The organism is Streptomyces sp. NPDC057877 (assembly GCF_042796855.1).
Taxonomy (GTDB): Bacteria; Actinomycetota; Actinomycetes; order Streptomycetales; family Streptomycetaceae; genus Streptomyces.
In genome coordinates this window covers 666,404-686,177 of sequence record NZ_JBHVMS010000002.1, presented here as the reverse complement: position 1 = coordinate 686,177, position 19,774 = coordinate 666,404, and the positions used below count along the sequence as shown (strand labels likewise).

Genomic DNA, 19,774 nt, shown 5'->3' with positions numbered 1-19,774 from the left:
GGGGGTGCGATGGCGGCGTATGTGCCCGTGCGGTGGGTGGCACCGCTGTTGTACGGCGTGGTGCTCGTCGGCGGCCTGTACTACCAGGCCGCCGGTCTGGGAGAGGACAGTGGCCCGTCGGTCGACCGGTCCGTCGGCTTCGTGGTCGCGATCGGGGCGCTGTGCGCTCTCGAAGCGGTGGGAGGCCGCCGCCCCACGGCACGGGTGCCGCTGCTGCTGGCGCGCTGCGCCCTGATCGGCGCGGCGGTGCTCCTCGATTCCTCGGGTCTGTCCCAAGTTCTGGTGGTGCTCCTGCCGTTCACCGCCTACTTCGCCTTCGGCCGCGCGACCGCGCTCGCGCTGGGCGCGCTGTGCCCGGCGGCCCTGCTCACCTCGTACCTGCTGACCGCTCCGCACTGGTACCGCGACCTGGAGCGCGTGTCCGATCTGCTGATGCTCTCCGTCGGCCTGGTGCTGGCGCTCTCGATGGCCGCCGTGGCCGTAGGCGAACAGCGCACCCGGCGGGAGCTGGAGGAGTACGCCGCACGAGTCGCCGAGCTGTCGGCCGCCACCGAACGCAACCGGCTGGCGCGGGACATCCACGACAGCCTCGGTCACCATCTGACGGCGATGTCCGTGCAGTTGGAGATGGCCTCGGAGTTCCGGGCCCTGGACCCCGGCGCGGCCCAACGAGCGCTGAACGAGGCGAGGCACTCGGTGAGACTCGCACTCGGCGACGTACGGCAGTCGGTCCGCGCCCTGCGCGACGAGGCGGTACGGCCGACGCTCTCGGCGGCGCTCGCCGACCTGGCGCACAGCGGCGGGACCCGTCCCTCGGTCACCGTCGAGGTGACGGGCGACGAGGACGGCTACGGCACGGCCGAACTCACCGCCCTGTACCGGGCGGCACAGGAGGGCGTGACCAACGCACGCCGCCACGCGCGGGCCACGCGCGTGACGGTGACGGTCCTCCTGGCCGAGGACGGCGCGCGGTTGGTGGTGGCGGACGACGGCGAGGGTTTCGCACCGAACGCGACGACCGGCGGATTCGGGCTGCTGGGAATGAGGGAACGGGTGCAACTGGTGGCAGGCAGCGTGGACATCGCCAGCGCCCCGGACTCCGGCACCAGGCTGACGGTAACGGTCCCGCGCCGAAAGGCCGCGCGGAGATGAGTGGGGCGGACACCATGGACGACGCCGTAGACGACGTGCCACCGGTCCGGGTGCTGGTGGTGGACGACCAACGGCTCATCCGCGACGGCATCGCCTCCCTGCTCTCCATCCGTCCGGGCATCGTGGTCGTCGGCACGGCGGTGGACGGCCGGGACGCCGTGGCGAAGGCCCTCGAACTGGGCCCGGACGTCGTGCTCATGGACGTCCGGATGCCGGGGATGGACGGCGTGGAGGCGGTGGCCGTCCTGCACGGCCGGGCACCGGAGTGCAAGGTGGTGATGCTGACGACGTTCGACGACGAGGAGTACGTCGTCCAGGCCCTGCGGGCCGGTGCCCACGGCTACCTGCTGAAGGACCTCCCGGCCGAGGAACTCGCCACCGCGGTCCGCCTGGCCCACGCGGGCGTCACCCAGCTCGACGCCTCCGTCACCCACCACCTCACCGCCGCCCTGCCGGTGCCCCGCCCCGCCGCCGTCCTGAGCCCGCGCGAGACCGACATCCTGCGCCTGGTCGCCCAGGGCCACACCAACCGGGAGATCGCCGCACGGCTGTACCTCAGCGAGGGCACCGTCAAGAACCACGTCTCCCGGATCCTCACCCGCCTCGCCCTGCGCGACCGCACCCAGGCGGCGCTGCGGGCCCGGGACCTCGGTCTGCTGTGAGCCCCGCGGCCGTCGTCAGCGGGACGCCCGTACGCCTCAGCCCTCCTTCCACACCATCACGGTCAGCACCGAGCTGGTGATCGTGACGGGGACGTCGGCCAGGTTGAGGAGCCGTACGCGCATGCCCCGGCGGGAGGCGAGGTGCTTCGTCAGGGGGACGACCGCGAAGGTGCCGCCGCTGGTGCCGATGATCTCGTGGATCGGGTGGTCCTGGACGTGCTGGTCACCGGCGTACTCGCTCATGCGGGCCTGGACGACGGCGCCCGCGGGCAGCCCCTGGATCGCCAGGCTGACGGAGCCGGTGAAGCGGGCCGGGCCGCGGGCCCAGACGCTGCCGTTGGTGGCGTGGTCGCCGGTCTCGTCGGTCCACTCCCTGGTGTACTCGATGCTGTCCCAGGAGCCGGGGCGCAGGGTGTAGGCCTCGGCGAGGCCGAGGTTGACGTACTCGGGCATGTCGTCCTCCTGGGGGGTGCCCTTGGCGGCGTCGAGGATGGCGGCCATGGGGAACGCGCCGGGGTCACCGTGGTCGTTCTCCGGGGCGTGCTGGTGGCCGCAGTGGCCCTTGAAGGCGACCCACCGCGAGTTGGTCATCCGGACGCCGTTGGAGCCGTAGGAGCTGGGGTACGGCTTGAAGGTCAGCCCGGAGGTGAGGGGTACGCCGTGCTGCTGGTGCGCCCAGCGGGCGAACGCGGCCAGGTCCCGCACGGCCCAGTCGGGCAGTTGGGGCGTGTAGAGGTGCGGTGTGGAGCCCCACCTGCGGTGCGCGGCCGGGTCACAGGTGCCGACGATCTCCACCTGGCAGACGTTCAGGGTGTTCGTCTCCACCCCGCCCGACAGGTTGCGCAGGGCCCGGCTTGAGGTGTCGAAGTCGAAGTGCTGATACCAGACCAGCCGTCGGGCGGCGAAGTCCGGCTTCGCCGTGAGGTTCGGCGCGGACGCACCGCCCCCGTACGACGGGAGCGAGGTGCCTTCCGTGGAGTGCCACAGGATGACGTTGGTCTCCATCGGGGAGCCCGGGTAGGCGTTCTGGTACCAGTACGCGGTTGAGGCACCCGGGTAGCGCTGCGGACCGGACCTCATGACGTTCCCTTCGCTCGCGGCCGGGCGGACAGACCGGTGATCTTGCGGGCGATCGCATCGGCTCGCCCCTGTGGTTCTTCCCGCCTGAGGGCAGTGCACGCAGCCTCCACCGATCGTGGATCGAGGAAGAGGACTATGTGGCGCATGAGGCGGATGAGACGGCCGCCACGGGTCGGCCGTCAACACCTCCCCTGTCGGCATGCGTGACCACGTGCCGCACCCCGTATCCCGCACCACGTGTCCATGCCCCCGCGAAGAAGACGGAGCGACAGACAGAATGCGGTTCCAGTTGCTAGGGCTGCTCAGCATCGCCGATGGCGAGCACGCCGTCGTCCTGCAGCCGTCCAAGCCGACGAGCCTGCTGGCCGCCCTGCTCATCCACTCCGGCGCGGTCGTGTCGACCGACTACCTGGTGCGAGCCGTCTGGGACACCGAGCCGCCCGTCACCGCCAAGGCCGCCCTGCAGAGCTGTGTCCTGCGACTGCGCCGGATCTTCGCCAAGTACGGGATAGCGAGCGACACCATCGAGGCGGTCCCCGGCGGTTACCGCATGCGGATGGACCGCGACACCTGCGATCTGGTCCGGTTCCGTGAACTGGTCCGCGCGGCGGACTCCGCCGATGCCGAGACCGAGCCCTGTCTGCTGCGCGAGGCGCTCGCGCTGTGGCACGGGCCGGTGCTGGCCAACGTCTCCTCACAGCTGCTCCACCGGGACGAGGCGCCACGGCTGACCGAGGAGCGCCTGCGGGTGCTGGAGCGGCTGTGCGACATCGAACTGGCCCGTGGACGGTGCCGCGAGGTACTGAGCGAGGTGTGGGACGCGGCCAGGCACCATCCGGAACGGGAGCGCTTCGCCGAGCAGTTGGCCGAGGCGCTGTACCGGACCGGCCGCCAGACCGAGGCGCTGGCGGAGATCAGGGCCGTCAAGGGGCGGCTGAAGGAGGAGTTCGGGATCGACCCGGGCGCGGCCTTGCAGCGGCTGGAACTGGCGATCCTGCGGGGTGAGGACCTCGCGGTCCCTTCTGGCTTCGCGGTCCCTTCTGGCTTCGCGGTCCCGCCAGGCCCCGCGGCCCCACCCGGCCTCGCCTTGCCATCTGACCTCGCCATCCGTCCAGGCTCCGCCGTCTCCCCGGCCCGGGCCGTCCCCGCGATCGGGGCGGGGACCGTCCCCGCTGCCCTCCCTCCCGCTCACGCTGACGCGGGTGGCACGCCGCAGCCGACCCAGCCGGACGCCCCACCCCCCGTCCCGACCGCCGCGGCACCGGTCACCCTCACCATCGCTCCCGTCGCCTGCTTCAGTGGCCGCGCCCCCCAACTCGCCGCTCTGCAAGGCGCGTTGACCGGCGATCACCCGGCCACCGGCCCGGTGGTGATCTCCGGTGCCCCCGGCATCGGCAAGACCGCTCTCGCCCTGCAGGCGGCCCACCTGGCGCGGGACGCCTTCCCCGGGGGCTGCTTCGCGCTCGCCCTGACGCGCGCGGACGGCAGCCCGCTCAGCGCCGCCGAGGCGCGGGCGCGGCTTCCGTACGCGCCCGGGGCCGGGCGCAGGCTCCTCGTGCTGGACGACGCGGTGAGCGCGGAGCAGATACGTCCGCTGCTGCCCGGCCCCGGTGAGGGCGTCGCCGTGGTGACCAGCCGACGCGGTCTGGCCGGTCTGGTCGCCACCCACGGCGGTGTCGTGCACCGCCTGGACACCCTCGACGCCGAGGAGTCGCACCAGCTGCTGATCAGCACCCTGGGCGCCGAACGCGTCGCCGGGGAACCGACCGCCGCCCGTGAACTGGCCCGCGTCTGCGGCCACTTCCCGCTGAGCCTGCGGATCGCCGCGGCGCGTCTGCTGACGCGTCCCGGGCTCGGCATCGGCGACTGCGCCGCGTGGCTGGCCGGGGACCCGCCCGCCCGGCTCTCCCTGGCCGACGAGCCGCTGATGTCCGTACCGCGGGTGTTCGAGTCGGCCCTGCGGCGGCTGAGCCCCCGGCTGCGGGAGGCGTTCGTGCTGCTCGCCACGGAGGATCCGGACGGGACGGTGCCGTCGGCCGTGCCGGACGAGGTGCTCGAACAACTGGCGGACGCCGGGTTCGTCGAGGAGGGCCCGCCCAAGCCGTACCGCATGCACGACCTGCTCCGCGTCTATGCGCGTCAACACGTGGCGCCGCCGCCCCGGACCCCGGTCGGCAGCGCGGCGGCCCCCGGCTGAACCGACGGCCGCCCAGCCCCAACCCGGTCAACCCCCCACCGACTGCCCCGAGAGGTGACCTCCGTATGTCCTCCGCACGGTACGAAGCCGTCGCGGCGTCCCGCCCCCGTATCCGGCGGGACGTCCTGTTCACCGAGACCCCGGACGGGGTGCTGTTCCACAACGCCGACGGCGGGTTCCGGCTGACGGCGAAGTCCGCCTACCGCTTCGCCACCCTGCTCGTGCCGCACCTGAACGGGGAACACACCGTCGCCGAGATCTGCGCCGGGTTCGGCGACCGGCAGCGCGCCATGGTGGGTGAACTCGTCGGCACCCTGTACGAACGGGGCTTCGCCCGTCAGGTGCCGGACAGAGCGGCGACGTCCTTCGACGGGCCCGAGCCGTCGCAGGACGTGGCCCGGCGCTACGCGGCCCAGATCGCCTACGCCGACCACTACGCCGACGACGCCGCCCGGCGTTTCCAGCGGTTCCGCGACACCCGGGTGGCGGTCGTCGGCACCGATGCCATGGCCCGCTGGTGCGTGCTGAGCCTGCTGCGCAACGGCAGCGCCGCCATCGGTGTGCTGCCCGGACTCGACAGGGACGGCATCGACGAGGAGGCGGCGGGCGCGGACGCGGACGGCTGCCCGGTCGACGTCCACGACCTCGGTGAGGGGCCGGTCGGTTGGGCCGGACTGGGGACGTACGACGTCATCGTCGTCACGGGCGGTCCCGACGCCCCCCGGGTGGTGTTCCCGCTGCTGCGCGCGGGGATTCCCGACGGCCGCGTCCTGCTGCCCGCCTGGTCGTTCGGCCGCAGCGCGGTCGTCGGTCCGGCGATGTCGGCGCAGACCACGGGGTGTTGGGCCTGCGCCGTGCTGCGGCTGGGAGCGGGTGCCGCAGCGCCCGCCGCCGATGTGTGGAGTTCCCTCGCCCTGGACCTGCCGACCCACCCGACGACTCCCACGACCGGCGCGGCCCGCCCCGGTCGGCCGCTCGCCGCGATGCTCGGCAACCTGCTCGGGTACGAGGTGTTCAAGACGGCGACGGGCGCCCTGCCCGCCGAGACGGCCGGACAACTGATCATCCAGGACGTGGAGTCGCTCGACGTCACCTCGGAGCCGCTGCTGCCCCATCCCCGCTGCCCGTGGTGCGCGCAGGACGCCGTCCCGGACCCGGCCGACGCCGACCTCGCGGGCCTGGACGCCCACGACGCCCCGCTCGCGCCGCCCACGGTCGCCACGGCGCGGGACGCGGACGCCCTGGTGGCGGAGCTGGACCGGCGCTCGGTGCTGCTGCGCCCGCACGCCGGGGTGTTCCGGCGCTACGACGACGAGGACATCACGCAGACCCCCCTCAAACTCAGCGTCGTGGAGTTCGGCACCGGCCACGGGAGCCCGCGCCGGGTGGCCGCCGCCGACGTCCACCACGTGGCGGGGGCCCGTCTGCGCGCCCTGCACCGCGCCGCCGAGACCTACGCCGAGCACGTCGTACCGGACGCCCACGGCAAGGGCGCTCGGCCCGAGGCCCGCCTCGATCCCGCGGCCCTGGCCACCTGGACCGGCATCGGGGACACGCGGGCCGACGTCGGCGGGTGGGTGACCGCGTCCTCCCTGCTCACCAAGGAGCGGGTCGGCGTGCCGGGCGCGGCCGTCCGGCCGTTCGGTCCCGGCAACCAGGACCGGCTGTTCGAGGCGACGAGCGCCGGTACGCGGGCGGGGGCGAGCCTCGCCGACGCGGCGGCGCGGGGTCTGCTGTCCGCCGTCGGCCACGACGCGCTCCAGCGGGCGATACGGCAGGGCGGGGTACCGCGCGTCGCCCTGCCCGACGACGACCCGGAACTCACGTTCCTGACGTGGTCCGCCGCCAACCTGGGGGTCGAGGCCGAACTGCTCGACCTCGGGGAGCGTGAGCGGTCCGGGGTGGCCGTGGTGCTGGCGCGGGCCGGGGACCGCTGGGCGCTGGCGGCCGAGCTGTCCTGCCCGGCGGCGGCCTCGGCGGCCCTGCGGGACCTGCTGGGTGAGGTCCAGTTGGAGCAGCAGGGGCTGGCGGGCGGGACCTCCTGGGGTGAACCGGTGCTCGGCGGTCTGGATCCCCGGGCGCTGGCCGTCTCCGGGTCCGCCCCGGCCGCGGGGCCGCACGCCCCGTCGTGGGCCACGGTGCTGCGTCGGCTCGGCGAACAGGGCCGGGACGCGCTGGTGGTGCGGACGGGCTCGGCGGACCTGGAACGGGCCGACGTCCACGCCGTACGGGTCCTGCTGACCAGGGAGGCGCGGCGTGTCCGTTAGCACCACGGCCAAGCCCGCCACCGCGCGTGTGATGGCCGGGCTGCTGCGGGCCGCGCTGGAGGGGCAGGGGCGCGACGACATCGACGTGTCGGTCCGTGCGCTCGGCTTCGGTGACGCGTTCGCCGAAACCGGCGGTGACCGTGCGCGGCGGGCCGTGCCCGTGTACCTGTACGGGCGGCAGGCCGTCGTCGGTCCCCTCCCCGGGGACGGTGTGTCGCCCTGCCCGCAGTGTCTGCCCAGGCGCTGGCAGGCGGTCCGTTCGGTGGCGCTGCGCGACGCCCTGGAACTGGGCGGTGCGACACAGGAGTGCGGGCCGTGGCCCTACGCCGTCCCGTTCGCCGCCGACGCCCTGGCCGCGCTGGTGGTCCGGGCGCGGGCCAGGCCCGTCGGCGTGCCGTTCCCGGACGTGTACGTGCTGGATCTGCGGTCGCTGTCGGTGCGCCGCTATCCCCTGGTCGCCGATCCCCAGTGCCCGGACTGCTCCCGGCCCGTGCCCGACACGGCCGAGGGCGCCACGATCACCCTGGCCTCGGCGCCCAAGCACGCGCCGGGAGCCTTCCGGCTGCGCGAGGTCGAGGCGTACGGCATCGACGTGGCGGCCTTCGCCAACCCGGTGTGCGGGGCGCTCGGCCCGTCCGTCGTGTACGACGTGTCGTCCACGTCCACGTCGGCGGCCATCGGCTGCTTCTCGATGCGCTCCGGTGCCTACCTGCGCGAGACGTTCTGGGGCGGGCACACCGACTCGTTCACCGCCAGCGCCCGCGTCGGCGTGCTGGAGGGGCTGGAGCGGTACGCGGGGATGCGGGCGCGCGGCAAGCGGACGACGGTGACGGGGACGCTGGAGGAGTTCGGGGACGACGCGGTCGACCCGCGGCGCGTGGGGCTCTACTCGGAGGCGTTCCACCGGGAGAACCCGCACGTGGTGCCGTTCTCCCCGCGGCGGGAGATCCCGTGGGTGTGGGGCTGGTCCCTGCGCGACCAGGCGCCCCGGCTGGTGCCGGAGGTGCTGACGTACTATCACGCGCCCGGTCTGGAGAACCGGTTCGTGCAGGAGAGTTCCAACGGCTGTGCCTCGGGGGGCTGTGTCGAGGAGGCCGTCTACTTCGGTCTGATGGAGGTCGTCGAACGCGACGCCTTCCTGCTGGCCTGGTACGGGCGGCAGCCGCTGCCCGAGATCGACCCCGCCACCAGTTCCCGGCCCGCCACCCGGCACATGGTCGACCGGCTGGCGATGTACGGGTACCGGGCCCGGTTCTTCGACACCCGCGTCACCTTCCCGGTCCCCGTGGTCACCGGGGTCGCGGAGCGGATGGACGGCGGGCTGGGCCGGATGTGCTTCGGCGCGGGCGCCGGGCTCGACCCGGAGGCGGCGCTGGAGGCGGCGCTGTGCGAGATCGCCACCGACGCGGTCAACCTGCCGGGGCGCGCCCAACGCGAGGAGGCCAGGCTGCGCGCCATGGCCGCCGACTTCACCCGGGTGACGGCGCTGCACGACCACCCGCTCCTCTACGGCATCCCGGAGATGGGCGCGCACGCCGACTTCCTGCTGCGCGCCGAGCCCACCCGGCCGCCGCTCGCGGTCGCCGACCTCGCCTGGCCCGACGCCCGCGGCGCGATCGCGTCGGCCGATCTGCGGGAGGACCTCGAGCGGTGTGCCGCCGCGGTCACCGGCGCCGGGTTCGACGTGGTCGTGGTGGACCAGACCCTGCCCGAGCAGCGGCGGTTGGGGCTGCACACCGTCAGCGTCCTCGTCCCCGGGCTGCTGCCCATCGACTTCGGCTGGTCGCGGCAGCGGGCCCTCGGCATGCCCCGGCTGCGCACCGCCCTGCGGGAGGCGGGCCTGCGCGAGCGGGACCTGACGGCGGCGGACCTCAACCCGGCACCGCACCCCTTCCCGTGACCGTACCGACCCGCACCGCACCGAGCCCCCGCGCCACAGCAGAGGAGACTCCCGTGGGCTACGCCCAGGACTACGCCACAGCCATCCTGCATCGGGGCCGCGTCCCGATGGACCCGGCTGACTTCGTGCCCGACTGGGCGGACCGGCCGCGCAAGGCGAAGCACTACCCGGGCGCCGAGTCGTTCCCGCTGCCCGAGACGGACTACCCGGCGCACGCCACGGTCACGGCGGGCTGCCTGCCCGGGGCCGCGCCCCCGGCCGACCAGCCCTTCACCCTGCCCCTGCTGTCCGGCATGCTGCAGGACTCCTACGGGCTGGTGGGCAGGCGCCTGGGCGTCCAGGCCAACACCGACCTCGGGGCGCTGCCCCACTACCCGCAGGCCAACTGGTCGAGGGGCACCGCCTCCGGAGGCGGCCTGTACCCGGTGAGCGTGTACTGGGTGTCGGGCCCCGGCGGACCGCTCGTGCCCGGCGTGCACCACTACGCGCCGCCCCTGCACGCCATGCGGCGGCTGCTGGCGGGCGATGTCAGCGGCGAGGTCGGCGCGGCGCTGGGGGCGTACGGCGAGGCGACCGACCAGTACCTGGTCGTGGGCGTGAAGTACTGGCAGAACGCGTTCAAGTACAACAGCTTCTCCTTCCACGCGGTGAGCATGGACGTGGGCGCCCTGGTGCAGACCTGGCGCGTCTGGGCGCGCGCCCGCGGGCTGCGGCTGGCGCCCGCCCTGTGGTTCGACGAGGCGCGGCTGGCCCGGCTGCTGGGCCTGGGGGACGACGAGGAAGGGCTGTTCGCCGTCGTACCCCTGCGGTGGGAGACCCCCCGGACCGCCCCGCTGACGACCGACGCCCCGGCCGGTGCCGCGGTGCGGCTGCGCGACCAGGAGCGGTCCAGGACCGTGCTCGGCTTCGAGACCCTGCGCCGCGTGCACCGCGCGACGGCCGGGCACGCGGCCGACCGTCCCCCCGCGGGCGCGCTGGACGGGTGCGCGCCCCCTCGGCCACCGCACGGTGCGGCGCCGGTGGCGCTGCCGCCCGCCGGTTTCCCCGGCACCAGCGTGCGTTCGGCACTGCGGGCGCGCCGCAGCAGCTTCGGCCGTTTCGACGCCAGCGTCCCGGTGACGGCACCGCAGTTGGCCACGGCGCTCGCCGCCTGCGCGGGCACCCGGCTGGACAGCGACGCCGAACCCGAGGGCACCCCGGCGCTGGCCCGGCTGTACGCCTTCGTCAACCACGTCGAGGGCATCGAGCCGGGCGCGTACGCCTACGAACCCGGCACGCACACACTGCGGTTGGTGGTGCCGGGCGCGCCGGGGCCGTTCCTGCAGCGGAACTACTTCCTGTCCAACTACAACCTGGAACAGGCCGGTGCCGTGCTCGTGCCCGCCGTGCGCATGTCGGCGGTGCTCGACGCCGTCGGCGACCGGGGCTACCGGCTGGTCAACGCCACCGTCGGGGCGATCGCGCAGACCTTCTACACCGCCGCGGCGGCCCTCGGACTGGGCGCGGGTGTCGCCCTCGGCTTCGACAACATCTCCTACATCGAGGAGCTGGGGCTGGCCGGGTCGGGGGAAGCGCCCCTGCTGATCATGCTGCTGGGCAACGAGCGTCCGGGGCCCGCCGACTTCCGTTCCGAGATCGCCTGACAGGGGGCCCGCCATGACTGCGACAACCATCTGGCAGCCCGGTCGGCGTTTCCTCCTGCGGGTGGCCGGACTGCCGGTCGAGACGCTGCGCGGCCTACGCTGTCCGGACACCGTGCGCTGGGCGGAGGACGTCCTGCGCGCGGAGGAGGAACTGCGCGAGACCGGCTCGGAGTTGAGCGAGGTGCTCCACGCGCTCGTCCCGGCCGCCGAGGAGGCGTTCCCCGATGACGGGCGCCGCCGTGACCTGCTGGCGCTGCGCCGGGACCTGTTCAACAACCGTCTGCCCAAGCAGCCCGCGTCCGCGCTCGGCCTGATCGGGGCGCTGGACGCGGCCGTGGCCGAGCGGACCGGCGAGTGGGTCGAGGGCAGGGGCGCGCTGGAGCGGCTGCGCTCGGCCGGAGGGGGGCTGCTGGACGGGGAACTCGCCCGGAACCGCGCCGCGCTGCGGGCGCTGCTCGGCGAGGAGCGGCTGCGCGGCGGGCTGCTGCTCGCCTCACCGACGCTCGCCGGACGGCTGGAGCCCTATCTGCGGCTCGACGCGGGCGAGCGTCCGGACAAGCGGCTGCGGAAGGTGGAGCGTTCGGTGCTGTCGTACCTGTACCGGACGGTGTGCAAGACCAGTCCGTTCAGTACGTTCACGGGTGTCGCCCTCGGCACCTTCACCGACGGCGACGACCCGTCCGTGCGGGTACGCGCGGCCTGGCGGGGCCGGGTGCGGCTGAACGTGGTCGTGCTCGCCCGCTTCGCGGAGCAGATCCTCGCCTCCCCCGGGCCGCGCGCCGACCTCCCGGTGCGGCTCGCCTCCGGCTGGGAGAGCGACGAGCAGCGGGTGCGGTACGTACGGCGCTGGGTCACCCCGGGCGACGACGACGCCGCGGTCACCTTCGACGCGGTCAGGGACCGGCTGTTCTACCTGCGGCGCAGCGGCACCCTGGACCGGCTGATCGCCCTGCTCGGCGAGCGGGAGGACCTGCGCTACCGGGAGCTGGTGGACTGGCTGTGCGCCGAGTACGGCGCGGACGCGGCGCTGGGTGAGTCGTATGTGGCGGCGCTGCTGCAACTGGGCATGATCCGCGTCCCGTGCCTGGACACCGACGTGCACAGCCCCGATCCGCTGCGCTCCTTCCAGGACGCCCTGCGCGGACTGGGGCGCGGCTGGGCGGACGCACTCGCCGCCGACCTGGGGGCCGCCGCCGCGCTGGTGGAGGCGTTCACGGACGCGGACACGGCCGGGCGGGCGCGGCTGCTGCGCCGTCTGCGCGAGTGTCTGGGCGAGGCGCGGCGGCGGCTCGGCGCGGACGAGGCCGCCCTGCCGCAGACCCTGCTGTACGAGGACGCCGACGCGGGCGACGACGTGGTGTGCGGGGTGGACGCGGTGACCGGCGGCGACGGCGGGGCGCTGCGGTCGGTGGAGCGGGTGCTGCCCGCGTTCGACCTGACCGCGCCGCAGCGGCTGACGTTCAAGGGGTTCTTCCTGGCCCGCTACGGGCGCGGCGGGCGGTGCGACGACCTGCTCGGGCTGGTGCACGACTTCCACGAGGACTTCTTCGACCAGTACCTGTCCTTCACCGCCAAGCGCGTGCCCTTCGACGCGCGGGGTGAGTACGTGGCGGAGGAGAACTGGCTGGGCCTGGGCGAGATCAGGGCCCTGGACCGGGGGCGGCGGGCGTTCATCGGCCGGATGCGGGAGCTGTGGGAGCGGCACACCGGTGAGGGGGATCTCCTCCTCGAGGACGAGCACCTCACCGAGGTCGCCAACGAACTCGGGGGTCTGCGGGCGCCGTTCACACCGCAGAGCCATCATCTGCAGGTGGCCGCCGAGAACGGTGAGCGGCTGCTGGTGCTCAACCGCTCCTACGGCGGGCTGTCGTTCCCCTTCAGCCGCTTCACGCACGTCTGGGACGGTGCCGGGCCGGGTGTCAGCGGTGCGCTGCGGGAGCAGGCCGCCGAGTTCACCCCGCCGGGCGCGGTCCTCGCCGAACTCACCGGCGGGCCCGTCACCAGCAACCTCAATCTGCACGGCCGCCTCACCGACTACCAGATCGTGTGCCCCGGCGAGACCAGCACGGTCCCCGAGGAGTGCCGTATCGGCCTGGACGACCTGCGCCTGGAGCACGACGAGGCCGAGGACCGGCTGGTGCTGCGGTCCGGGCGGCTGGGCCGCGAGGTGATCCCGGTGTACCTGGGCTACCTGGTGCCGCTCGCCCTGCCGGAGATCCCGCGCACGCTGCTGCTGCTGTCGCCGACCTCGATGGCGCCGCTGGACGTGTGGGCCGGGGTGCCGCACGGCCCGGAACGGCAGGGCGTCACCCGCCGCCCCCGGGTCCGGCACGGCAACCTGGTGCTGGCGCGGCGCGGCTGGTTCACCACCGCCGGGTCGCTGCCGCGGAGTACGCCCGGCACCCCGGGCGAGGAGGCGTTCCTGGCCTGGCGGCGGTGGCGGCGCCTGCACGGGCTGCCCGCCCGGGTGTTCGCCACCGTCTCCCGCGGCCCCCGGGGCGGCGCGGGCGCCAAACCGCAGTACGTCGACTTCGACAGCCCGCTGTCCCTGACGGCCTTCGAGGCGCTGGTCACGTCGCCGGACGACCGGGTCGAACTGCGCGAGACGCTGCCCGCCGAGGACGGCCTGCACGTCGTCTCCGAACGCGGCAGCCACGTCGCCGAACTGTCCGTGGAGACCTTCACCACCCCTACCCGACGCCCCCAGGAGAGCGCCCCGTGTCCGAACTGACCCCCTCCCCCGGCGCGTGGCAGGCGACGCACATCTTCTACGCCGCCAACCCGCAGCCCCTGCTGGTGCACTGCGTCGGCCCGCTGGTCGCCGGTCTGAAGCAGGACGGGCTGCTGGCCGGTCACTTCTTCATCAACTACTGGCTGGAGGGCCCGCATGTCCGGCTGCGGCTGCGGCCCGTGACCGAACAGGCCGCGGACGAGGTGCGCCGCCGCGCCGAGGAGGCCGTCGACGCCTTCCTGCGCGCGCGGCCCGCGCTCTACGAGGTCGACTCCGGTTTCCTCAACGAGTTCTACAACACCCTCTTCGAGATCGAGTTCCCGGAGGGCGACCGCGGGCGGTTCATGGGCGAGGACGGCCGGATGCGGCTGCGGCCGAACAACTCCCGCTCCTGTGAACCGTACGAGCCCGAGTACGGCAAGTACGGCGGGCCCGCGGGCGTGGCGCTGGCCGAGTGGCACTTCGCGCACTCCAGTGACCTGGTCATCGAGGCGCTGGGGAGCATGAACCTGCACCTGCGGACCGTGCTGCTGGGGACGTCGGCGCAGCTGATGATGGTGATGGCGGGCTGCTTCCTGCCCGGTGACGACGAACTCGCCGACTACCTCCAGCGCTACTACGAGTTCTGGCACCGCGCCTTCCCCGGGACCGGCTTCATCGGCTCCGCCGAGTACGACCGCTCCTACGCCGAGATGGCGCCGCGGCTGGGCCGCCGGTTCCACGAGATCCGGCGGGCCGTGGCCACGGACCGGCTCGACGGGCTGCCGGTGTTCCTGCGCGGCTGGGCGGCGCACTGCCGTGAGCTGCGGGAGCGGGCCACCGCGCTCGCCGAGGCGGGCGAACTGGTCTTCCGCTCCTGGGACGGCACCCGCGACGAGCGGGTCACGGACCCGGCCGTCGCCCTGCCGCTGCTGCTCTCGCCGTATATGCACATGACCAACAACCGGCTCCATGTGACGATCCGCGACGAGGCGTACCTGTCCCATGTGCTGGGCCGGGTGCTGCGGTCCGACGCCACGGCGGGGGCCGTCTCGTGACGGCCGAGCGGACCGAGGTGTCCGCGCACCGTCCCCGGCTGCGGCCCGGCATCGTGTTCAGCCCGCCGCTGCTGCGCGGCCCGGCCACCGTGCACCTGATCAGGGACCCGGCGGACGGCTCCTGCTTCGAGGTCGGGCCGAAGGAGTACTTCCTCATCTCCCGCCTGGACGGCACGCGCGGCCTGGAGGAGATCGGCGGGGAGTACGCGGCGGCGTTCGGGCGGCGCCTCGGCGAGGCCAACTGGCGGCAGTTGCTGGGCCTGCTCGGCAGCAGACGGCTGCTCGCCGGGGCCCCCGCCCGCGAGGTGACCGCCCCGCCGCCCACCCCGCCCCTTTCCGGCACCCTCTACCGGGGCAGCCTGCGCCTGGTCGCCGACGCGCAGGCCACCACCGGGCGCCTGCACCAGGTGCTGCGTCCGCTGCTGCGCCGGGCGGTCCTGCTTCCCCTGCTGGCGCTCGGCCTGACCCTGGAGGCCGTACTCGCCGCCAGGCCCGGACCGGTGCTGCGCGACACCTGGTGGCTGTTCCACCAGCCGGTGGCCCTGCTCGCGGTGTGCACGCTGCTGTGGCTGAGCACGGCGGGCCATGAGCTGGCGCACGGGGTCGCGGCCCGGCACTACGGCGGCACGGTCCGCGAGATCGGTCTGCGCTGGCGGCTGCCGGTCGCCATCATGTACTGCCGGATCGGCGACTACCGCTTCCTGCGCCGCCGTCGGCACCAGTGGGTGATCGCCGCGGCGGGGGCGGTCGCGAACCTGCTGTTCCTGCTGCCCTTCGGCGTCTGGTGGGTCCTGCTGGAGCCGGGCGATCCCACCCGCCGGGTGCTGTCGGGGCTGCTGGTACTGGGCAGCGCGCAGACGCTGGTCAACCTGCTGCCCCTGCCCCCGCTGGACGGCTACACCATGGTCTCCCAGCTGCTCGGCGCCCGCGATCTCGCCCCGGACAGCGGGCGTTACCTGAGACTGCGGCTGCGCGGCGAGCAGGCCGCGGCCGACTACCCGCGCCACGCGCGCAAGGTGTACCTGGCCTACGGGATCGGCTCGTCCGTCCTGGTCGGTGTGATCGCCGCCGCCGTGGTGACGGCCGCGCTGGTCCTGCTCACCCCCTGAGAACGTGCCTGTTGCGAGGAGTTGTTGATGACGGAGACGCAAACCGTGCCGGCGGACCCCGGCGACCGGGCGGCGAGCGCCGCCATCGAGGTCAGTGAGGTGAGCAAGCGCTACGGCACCCGCCAGGCCCTGGACAAGGTGTCCCTGCGGGTCGCCCGGGGCGAGTTCTTCGGTCTGCTCGGGCCCAACGGCGCGGGCAAGACCACGCTGGTGGAGATCATGGAGGGCCTGCGGCAGGCCGACTCCGGCACCGTCTCCGTACTGGGCGCCGCCCCCTGGCCGCGCGACCCCGCGCTGCTGCCACGCCTGGGGGTGCAGACCCAGTCGTCGGCCTTCTTCGTACGGCAGACGGCCTACGAGCACCTGGCGACCGTCGCCGCCCTGTACCGCGCGGACCGGGCGGCGGCCGACCGCACACTGCGGGCCGTGGCGCTGACCGAGCAGCGGGACACCCGGGTGGAGAACCTCTCCGGCGGGCAGCGCCAACGACTGGCCATCGCCTCCGCGCTGGTCCACGACCCCGAGCTGGTCTTCCTCGACGAGCCCACCGCCGCCCTCGACCCGCAGGCCCGCCGGGACCTGTGGGACGTACTGCGCGACCTGCGGGACGCGGGCCGCACCCTCGTGTACACCACGCACCACCTGGACGAGGCCGAGCTGCTCTGCGACCGGGTGGCCATCCTGGTCGAGGGCCGGATCGCCGCGCTGGGCTCACCGCGCGAACTGGTCGACGCGGCGGGCGCGGCGACGTCCGTGCTGCTCCCGCCGGACCGGATGACCGTCGCGGAGGCCGAGGCGGTCCCGGGCGTGGACCGTGCCGCCGTCCGCGGCGGCAGCCTCGTCCTGGAGACGGCCGTGTCCGGGAAGGTGCTGTCCGCGCTCGACGCCCGCGGTGGCCTGGACGGCGTGCAGACCCGCACCGCCACGCTGGAGGACGTCTACCTCCGGCTCACCGCCGACGCCGCGCACGGCACGGCCCCGGCCCAGGAGCGGCGGGCATGAGCGCGTACGGGGCACTGGCGGCGGCCGGATACCGGGCCCAGGTGCGGGACGCGGCGACCCTCTTCTTCACCTTCGCCTTCCCCCTGATCTTCCTGGTCGTGTTCGGGCTGATCTTCAGCGGTCAGGAGGTGGCCGAGACCGGCCGCCCGTACATCGCGTACACCGCGCCCGGCGTGCTGTCGTGGGGCGTGGGCAACGCGGCGGTGTTCGGGATCGCGTTCACCCTGATGCAGTGGCGCCGGGACGACCTGCTGCGTCTGATCCGGATGACGCCGACGAGCCTGCCGACCGTGCTGGCCTCCCGCTACGTGCTGGCGCTCGCCGTCGGTGTCGTCCAGGCCGTGGTGTTCGTCGCGGTGGCGCTGCTGCCGCTGTTCGGTCTGGAGCTGGACGCCCGGTGGCCGCTGGCGCTGCCCGTGCTGCTGCTCGGCATCACCGCGTTCCTGTCGATGGGCGTGATCATCGGCTCGTACGCCGACACACCCGAGGCGGTCGCCGCGATCGCGAACTGCCTGATGGTGCCGATGGCGTTCCTGTCGGGCTCGTTCCTGCCGCTGGAGATGATGCCGTCCTGGCTGCAGACCCTCTCCCGGGCGCTGCCGCTGCGCTACTTCAACGACGCGGTCTCCGCCGCGCTGACCGGAGGCGGCGGTCTCGGTGACATCGCCGTCGGCTGCGGCGCGCTCCTCGCGTTCACCGCCGTCTTCGCGGCCGTCGGCCTGAAGACCTTCCGCTGGAGCAACCGCGCATGACGACGACCGCCGCACACACCGGCGTACCACTGGAGGAGGCCCGGCTCCGGCTGCGGTCGGCGCTGGCCGGGCGGTGCGCCCCGGGCCGGGCGCCCGAGGTGGTGCCGCTCGGCGCCCGCGACGTACGCGACGACCCGCACGCGGCGGTGCGGCCCACCGCCCTGGTGCATCTGACGTCCCGTGAGGTGCTGGTCGGGCCATGGGGCGGCGACCCCGACGCCCGGGCCTGCGGGACCTGCCTCGCCCTGCGCTGGCAGCGGCTGCGGTCGCGCACGGAACGCGACGCGCTGGAGACCGGCTCGCCGTGGAGCTTCGCCCCGCACTGGCCGCGGCACCCGGCGTTCGTCGCCGACGCGGTGCACGCCCTGTACGAGGCGGTCACCGGCTCGCCCCCGCCGGTGCCGCCCGGCGCGACCCCGGCCGACCGGGCGCTGCCGCAGGTGACGTGCCTGGACGTGGCGACGCTGACGGTCCGCACGTTCCCGCTGTACGCCGACCCGCTGTGCCCGCACTGCGGCCCCGGCGGAACGGACAGCAGGGAAGCGGCCGAACTCGCCCTGACGAGCCGCCCGAAACCGGCCGAGGACACCTACCGGCTGCGGCCCGCGTCGTCCTACCCGCTGGCCCCGGCGGCGCTGGCGAACCCGGTCACCGGCCTGCTGGGCGCCGGGACCTGGCTCAACGTCACCTCACCGACCACCGCCCCGGTCGCGGGCAGCGTGTTCATGCGCGGCTACGCGGGACTGACCGACGTGACCTGGAGCGGCCAGGCCAACGGGTTCGCCGCCAGCCGCGACCTGGCCTTCCTGGAGGGCCTGGAACGCTACGCCGGAACCCACCGGCGGCGCGGCACACGGCTGCTGACCGCGTCGTACCGGGCGCTCGGCGAGGACGCGCTCGACCCGGCGAGCTGCGGCCTCTACGCGCCGGAGACCTACCGCGACGACCCGCTCGTCGACCCGTTCGACCCCGACCGGCCGATCCCCTGGGTGTGGGGCCACTCGCTGCGCGACCGGCGGGCGGTGCTGGTGCCCGCCCGGCTGGTGCACTACAGCGCGGGCCTGGCCGCGGACAACTTCGTCTTCGAGTGCTCCAACGGCTGTGCGATCGGCGGCTGCCTGGAGGAGGCGGTCCTCGGCGGGCTGCTCGAGCTGATCGAACGGGACGCGTTCCTGCTGGCCTGGTACGGCGGCACCCCGCTGACGGAGATCGACCTGACCACCGTCGCCGACCCCACCGTCCGCGCCATGGTCGACCGGGCCGCGCTCCAGGGCTACGACGTCCACGCCTACGACAACCGCGTCGACCTCGCGGTGCCGGTCGTCACCGGGCTCGCGGTGCGCCGGGACGGCGGGGAGGGCCTGTACTCCTTCGGCGCCGGTGCCTCCCTCGACCCGGCGGCGGCGCTGGAGGGCGCCCTGTCGGAGGTGCTGACGTACATCCCGCACCTGCCGGGCCAGGTACGCGAGCGGCGCGGCGAACTGGAGGCGATGGCGGCCGACTTCACCAGGGTGCGGCACCTGAAGGACCACGCCCAGCTGTACGGGCTGCCGGACATGGCGGCGCACGTGGCGCCGTACCACGAGCCCCGGGCGGTACGGCCGATGGCCGAGGTGTACGCGTCGTGGGAGGCCCACGGCCGTCCTCGCACCGGCGACCTCGTGGACGACGTGGCCCTGTGCGTGGAGGAGTTGGCGCGGGCCGGGCTCGACGTGATCGTCGTCGACCAGACCACGCCGGAGCAACTGCGCATGGGCCTGCGGACGGTGTGCGTGCTGGCTCCCGGGCTGCTGCCGATCGACTTCGGCTGGTCGCGGCAGCGGGCGCCGCTCATGCCGCGGCTGCGGACCGCCGCCCGGCGGGGCGGGCTGCGCGAGACGGACCTGACGGACGCGGAGATCCGGCGGGTCCCGCACCCGTTCCCCTGACCGGGAGGCACGGGACGGCGTCCGGCCGCGGGACCGGACGCCGTGTCTGCCGCGGGCCCGGATCAGGCGCTGCAGGAGGTGGTGCTGGTGGTGGACGAGCAGGTGGAGGTGGACGAGCAGCTCGTGGAACCGGCGAGCACGACCTCGCTGGCGTCCGAGTAGTCCGAGATCTCGAAGGTCTCCGACTCCAGCTCCAGGATCTCGTCGGCGAGGGCGGCGAGGGTCGACTTGTCAGCCATGATCACTCCTTGAGGTGGGGAACACCGCCGGGCTCCTCCCGGGGGTGGCCCGTTCATTGGACCGGTACGCACTGA

The 19,774-nt window shown here is 74.1% G+C and carries 14 protein-coding genes; 12 read left to right on the top strand and 2 right to left on the bottom strand.

The window, feature by feature from the left end; genetic code table 11:
- The first annotated feature begins 9 nt into the window (after window positions 1-9).
- Entirely contained in the window at window positions 10-1,152 is a 1,143-nt protein-coding gene (locus ACFVQG_RS06950; protein WP_383377659.1) for a sensor histidine kinase, read from the top strand.
- A gap of 14 nt (window positions 1,153-1,166) precedes the next feature.
- Window positions 1,167-1,814 (top strand): response regulator, encoded by a 648-nt coding sequence (locus ACFVQG_RS06945; protein WP_383377657.1) that lies wholly within the window; start codon window positions 1,167-1,169, stop codon window positions 1,812-1,814.
- Between the two features lie 36 nt (window positions 1,815-1,850).
- Here the strand turns inward: ACFVQG_RS06945 and ACFVQG_RS06940 are convergent, their stop codons facing one another.
- Window positions 1,851-2,894 (bottom strand): N-acetylmuramoyl-L-alanine amidase, encoded by a 1,044-nt coding sequence (locus tag ACFVQG_RS06940; protein ID WP_383377655.1) that lies wholly within the window; start codon window positions 2,892-2,894, stop codon window positions 1,851-1,853.
- A gap of 277 nt (window positions 2,895-3,171) precedes the next feature.
- Between ACFVQG_RS06940 and ACFVQG_RS06935 the strand changes: the two genes are divergently transcribed.
- From ACFVQG_RS06935 to ACFVQG_RS06890, 10 genes are all read left to right on the top strand, one after another.
- On the top strand, window positions 3,172-5,091 hold the full coding sequence (locus tag ACFVQG_RS06935; RefSeq protein WP_383377653.1) for a BTAD domain-containing putative transcriptional regulator: 1,920 nt from the start codon (window positions 3,172-3,174) through the stop codon (window positions 5,089-5,091).
- 65 nt (window positions 5,092-5,156) lie between these two features.
- Window positions 5,157-7,358, top strand: a complete 2,202-nt coding sequence (locus tag ACFVQG_RS06930; RefSeq protein WP_383377651.1) for a TOMM precursor leader peptide-binding protein — start codon at window positions 5,157-5,159, stop codon at window positions 7,356-7,358.
- 31 nt (window positions 7,359-7,389) lie between these two features.
- Window positions 7,390-9,258 carry a TOMM precursor leader peptide-binding protein gene (locus ACFVQG_RS06925; RefSeq protein WP_383377985.1) on the top strand — a complete coding sequence of 623 codons (1,869 nt, stop codon included), beginning with the start codon at window positions 7,390-7,392 and terminating at the stop codon, window positions 9,256-9,258.
- Window positions 9,259-9,311: 53 nt separating this feature from the next.
- Window positions 9,312-10,901: a nitroreductase family protein gene (locus ACFVQG_RS06920; protein WP_383377648.1), complete on the top strand. Its 1,590-nt coding sequence runs from the start codon at window positions 9,312-9,314 to the stop codon at window positions 10,899-10,901.
- A 13-nt stretch (window positions 10,902-10,914) separates the two neighbouring features.
- Window positions 10,915-13,632: a lantibiotic dehydratase gene (locus ACFVQG_RS06915; RefSeq protein WP_383377646.1), complete on the top strand. Its 2,718-nt coding sequence runs from the start codon at window positions 10,915-10,917 to the stop codon at window positions 13,630-13,632.
- On the top strand, window positions 13,629-14,669 hold the full coding sequence (locus ACFVQG_RS06910) for a lantibiotic dehydratase C-terminal domain-containing protein (RefSeq protein WP_383377983.1): 1,041 nt from the start codon (window positions 13,629-13,631) through the stop codon (window positions 14,667-14,669). The genes ACFVQG_RS06915 and ACFVQG_RS06910 overlap by 4 nt, the downstream gene beginning before the upstream one ends.
- Window positions 14,666-15,778, top strand: coding sequence for a peptidase M50 (locus tag ACFVQG_RS06905; protein ID WP_383377644.1), 1,113 nt, complete (start codon window positions 14,666-14,668; stop codon window positions 15,776-15,778). The genes ACFVQG_RS06910 and ACFVQG_RS06905 overlap by 4 nt, the downstream gene beginning before the upstream one ends.
- Window positions 15,779-15,805: 27 nt before the next feature.
- Window positions 15,806-16,780, top strand: a complete 975-nt coding sequence (locus ACFVQG_RS06900; RefSeq protein ID WP_383377642.1) for an ABC transporter ATP-binding protein — start codon at window positions 15,806-15,808, stop codon at window positions 16,778-16,780.
- The gene (locus tag ACFVQG_RS06895) at window positions 16,777-17,532 is read left to right on the top strand and encodes an ABC transporter permease (RefSeq protein ID WP_383377640.1); all 756 of its coding nucleotides are present in this window, start codon (window positions 16,777-16,779) and stop codon (window positions 17,530-17,532) included. The genes ACFVQG_RS06900 and ACFVQG_RS06895 overlap by 4 nt, the downstream gene beginning before the upstream one ends.
- On the top strand, window positions 17,529-19,460 hold the full coding sequence (locus ACFVQG_RS06890; RefSeq protein ID WP_383377638.1) for a TOMM precursor leader peptide-binding protein: 1,932 nt from the start codon (window positions 17,529-17,531) through the stop codon (window positions 19,458-19,460). Before ACFVQG_RS06895 ends, ACFVQG_RS06890 begins: the two co-directional genes overlap by 4 nt.
- A gap of 62 nt (window positions 19,461-19,522) precedes the next feature.
- Here the strand turns inward: ACFVQG_RS06890 and ACFVQG_RS06885 are convergent, their stop codons facing one another.
- Window positions 19,523-19,699, bottom strand: a complete 177-nt coding sequence (locus ACFVQG_RS06885; RefSeq protein WP_053760578.1) for a thiazolylpeptide-type bacteriocin — start codon at window positions 19,697-19,699, stop codon at window positions 19,523-19,525.
- Between the last annotated feature and the right edge of the window lie 75 nt (window positions 19,700-19,774).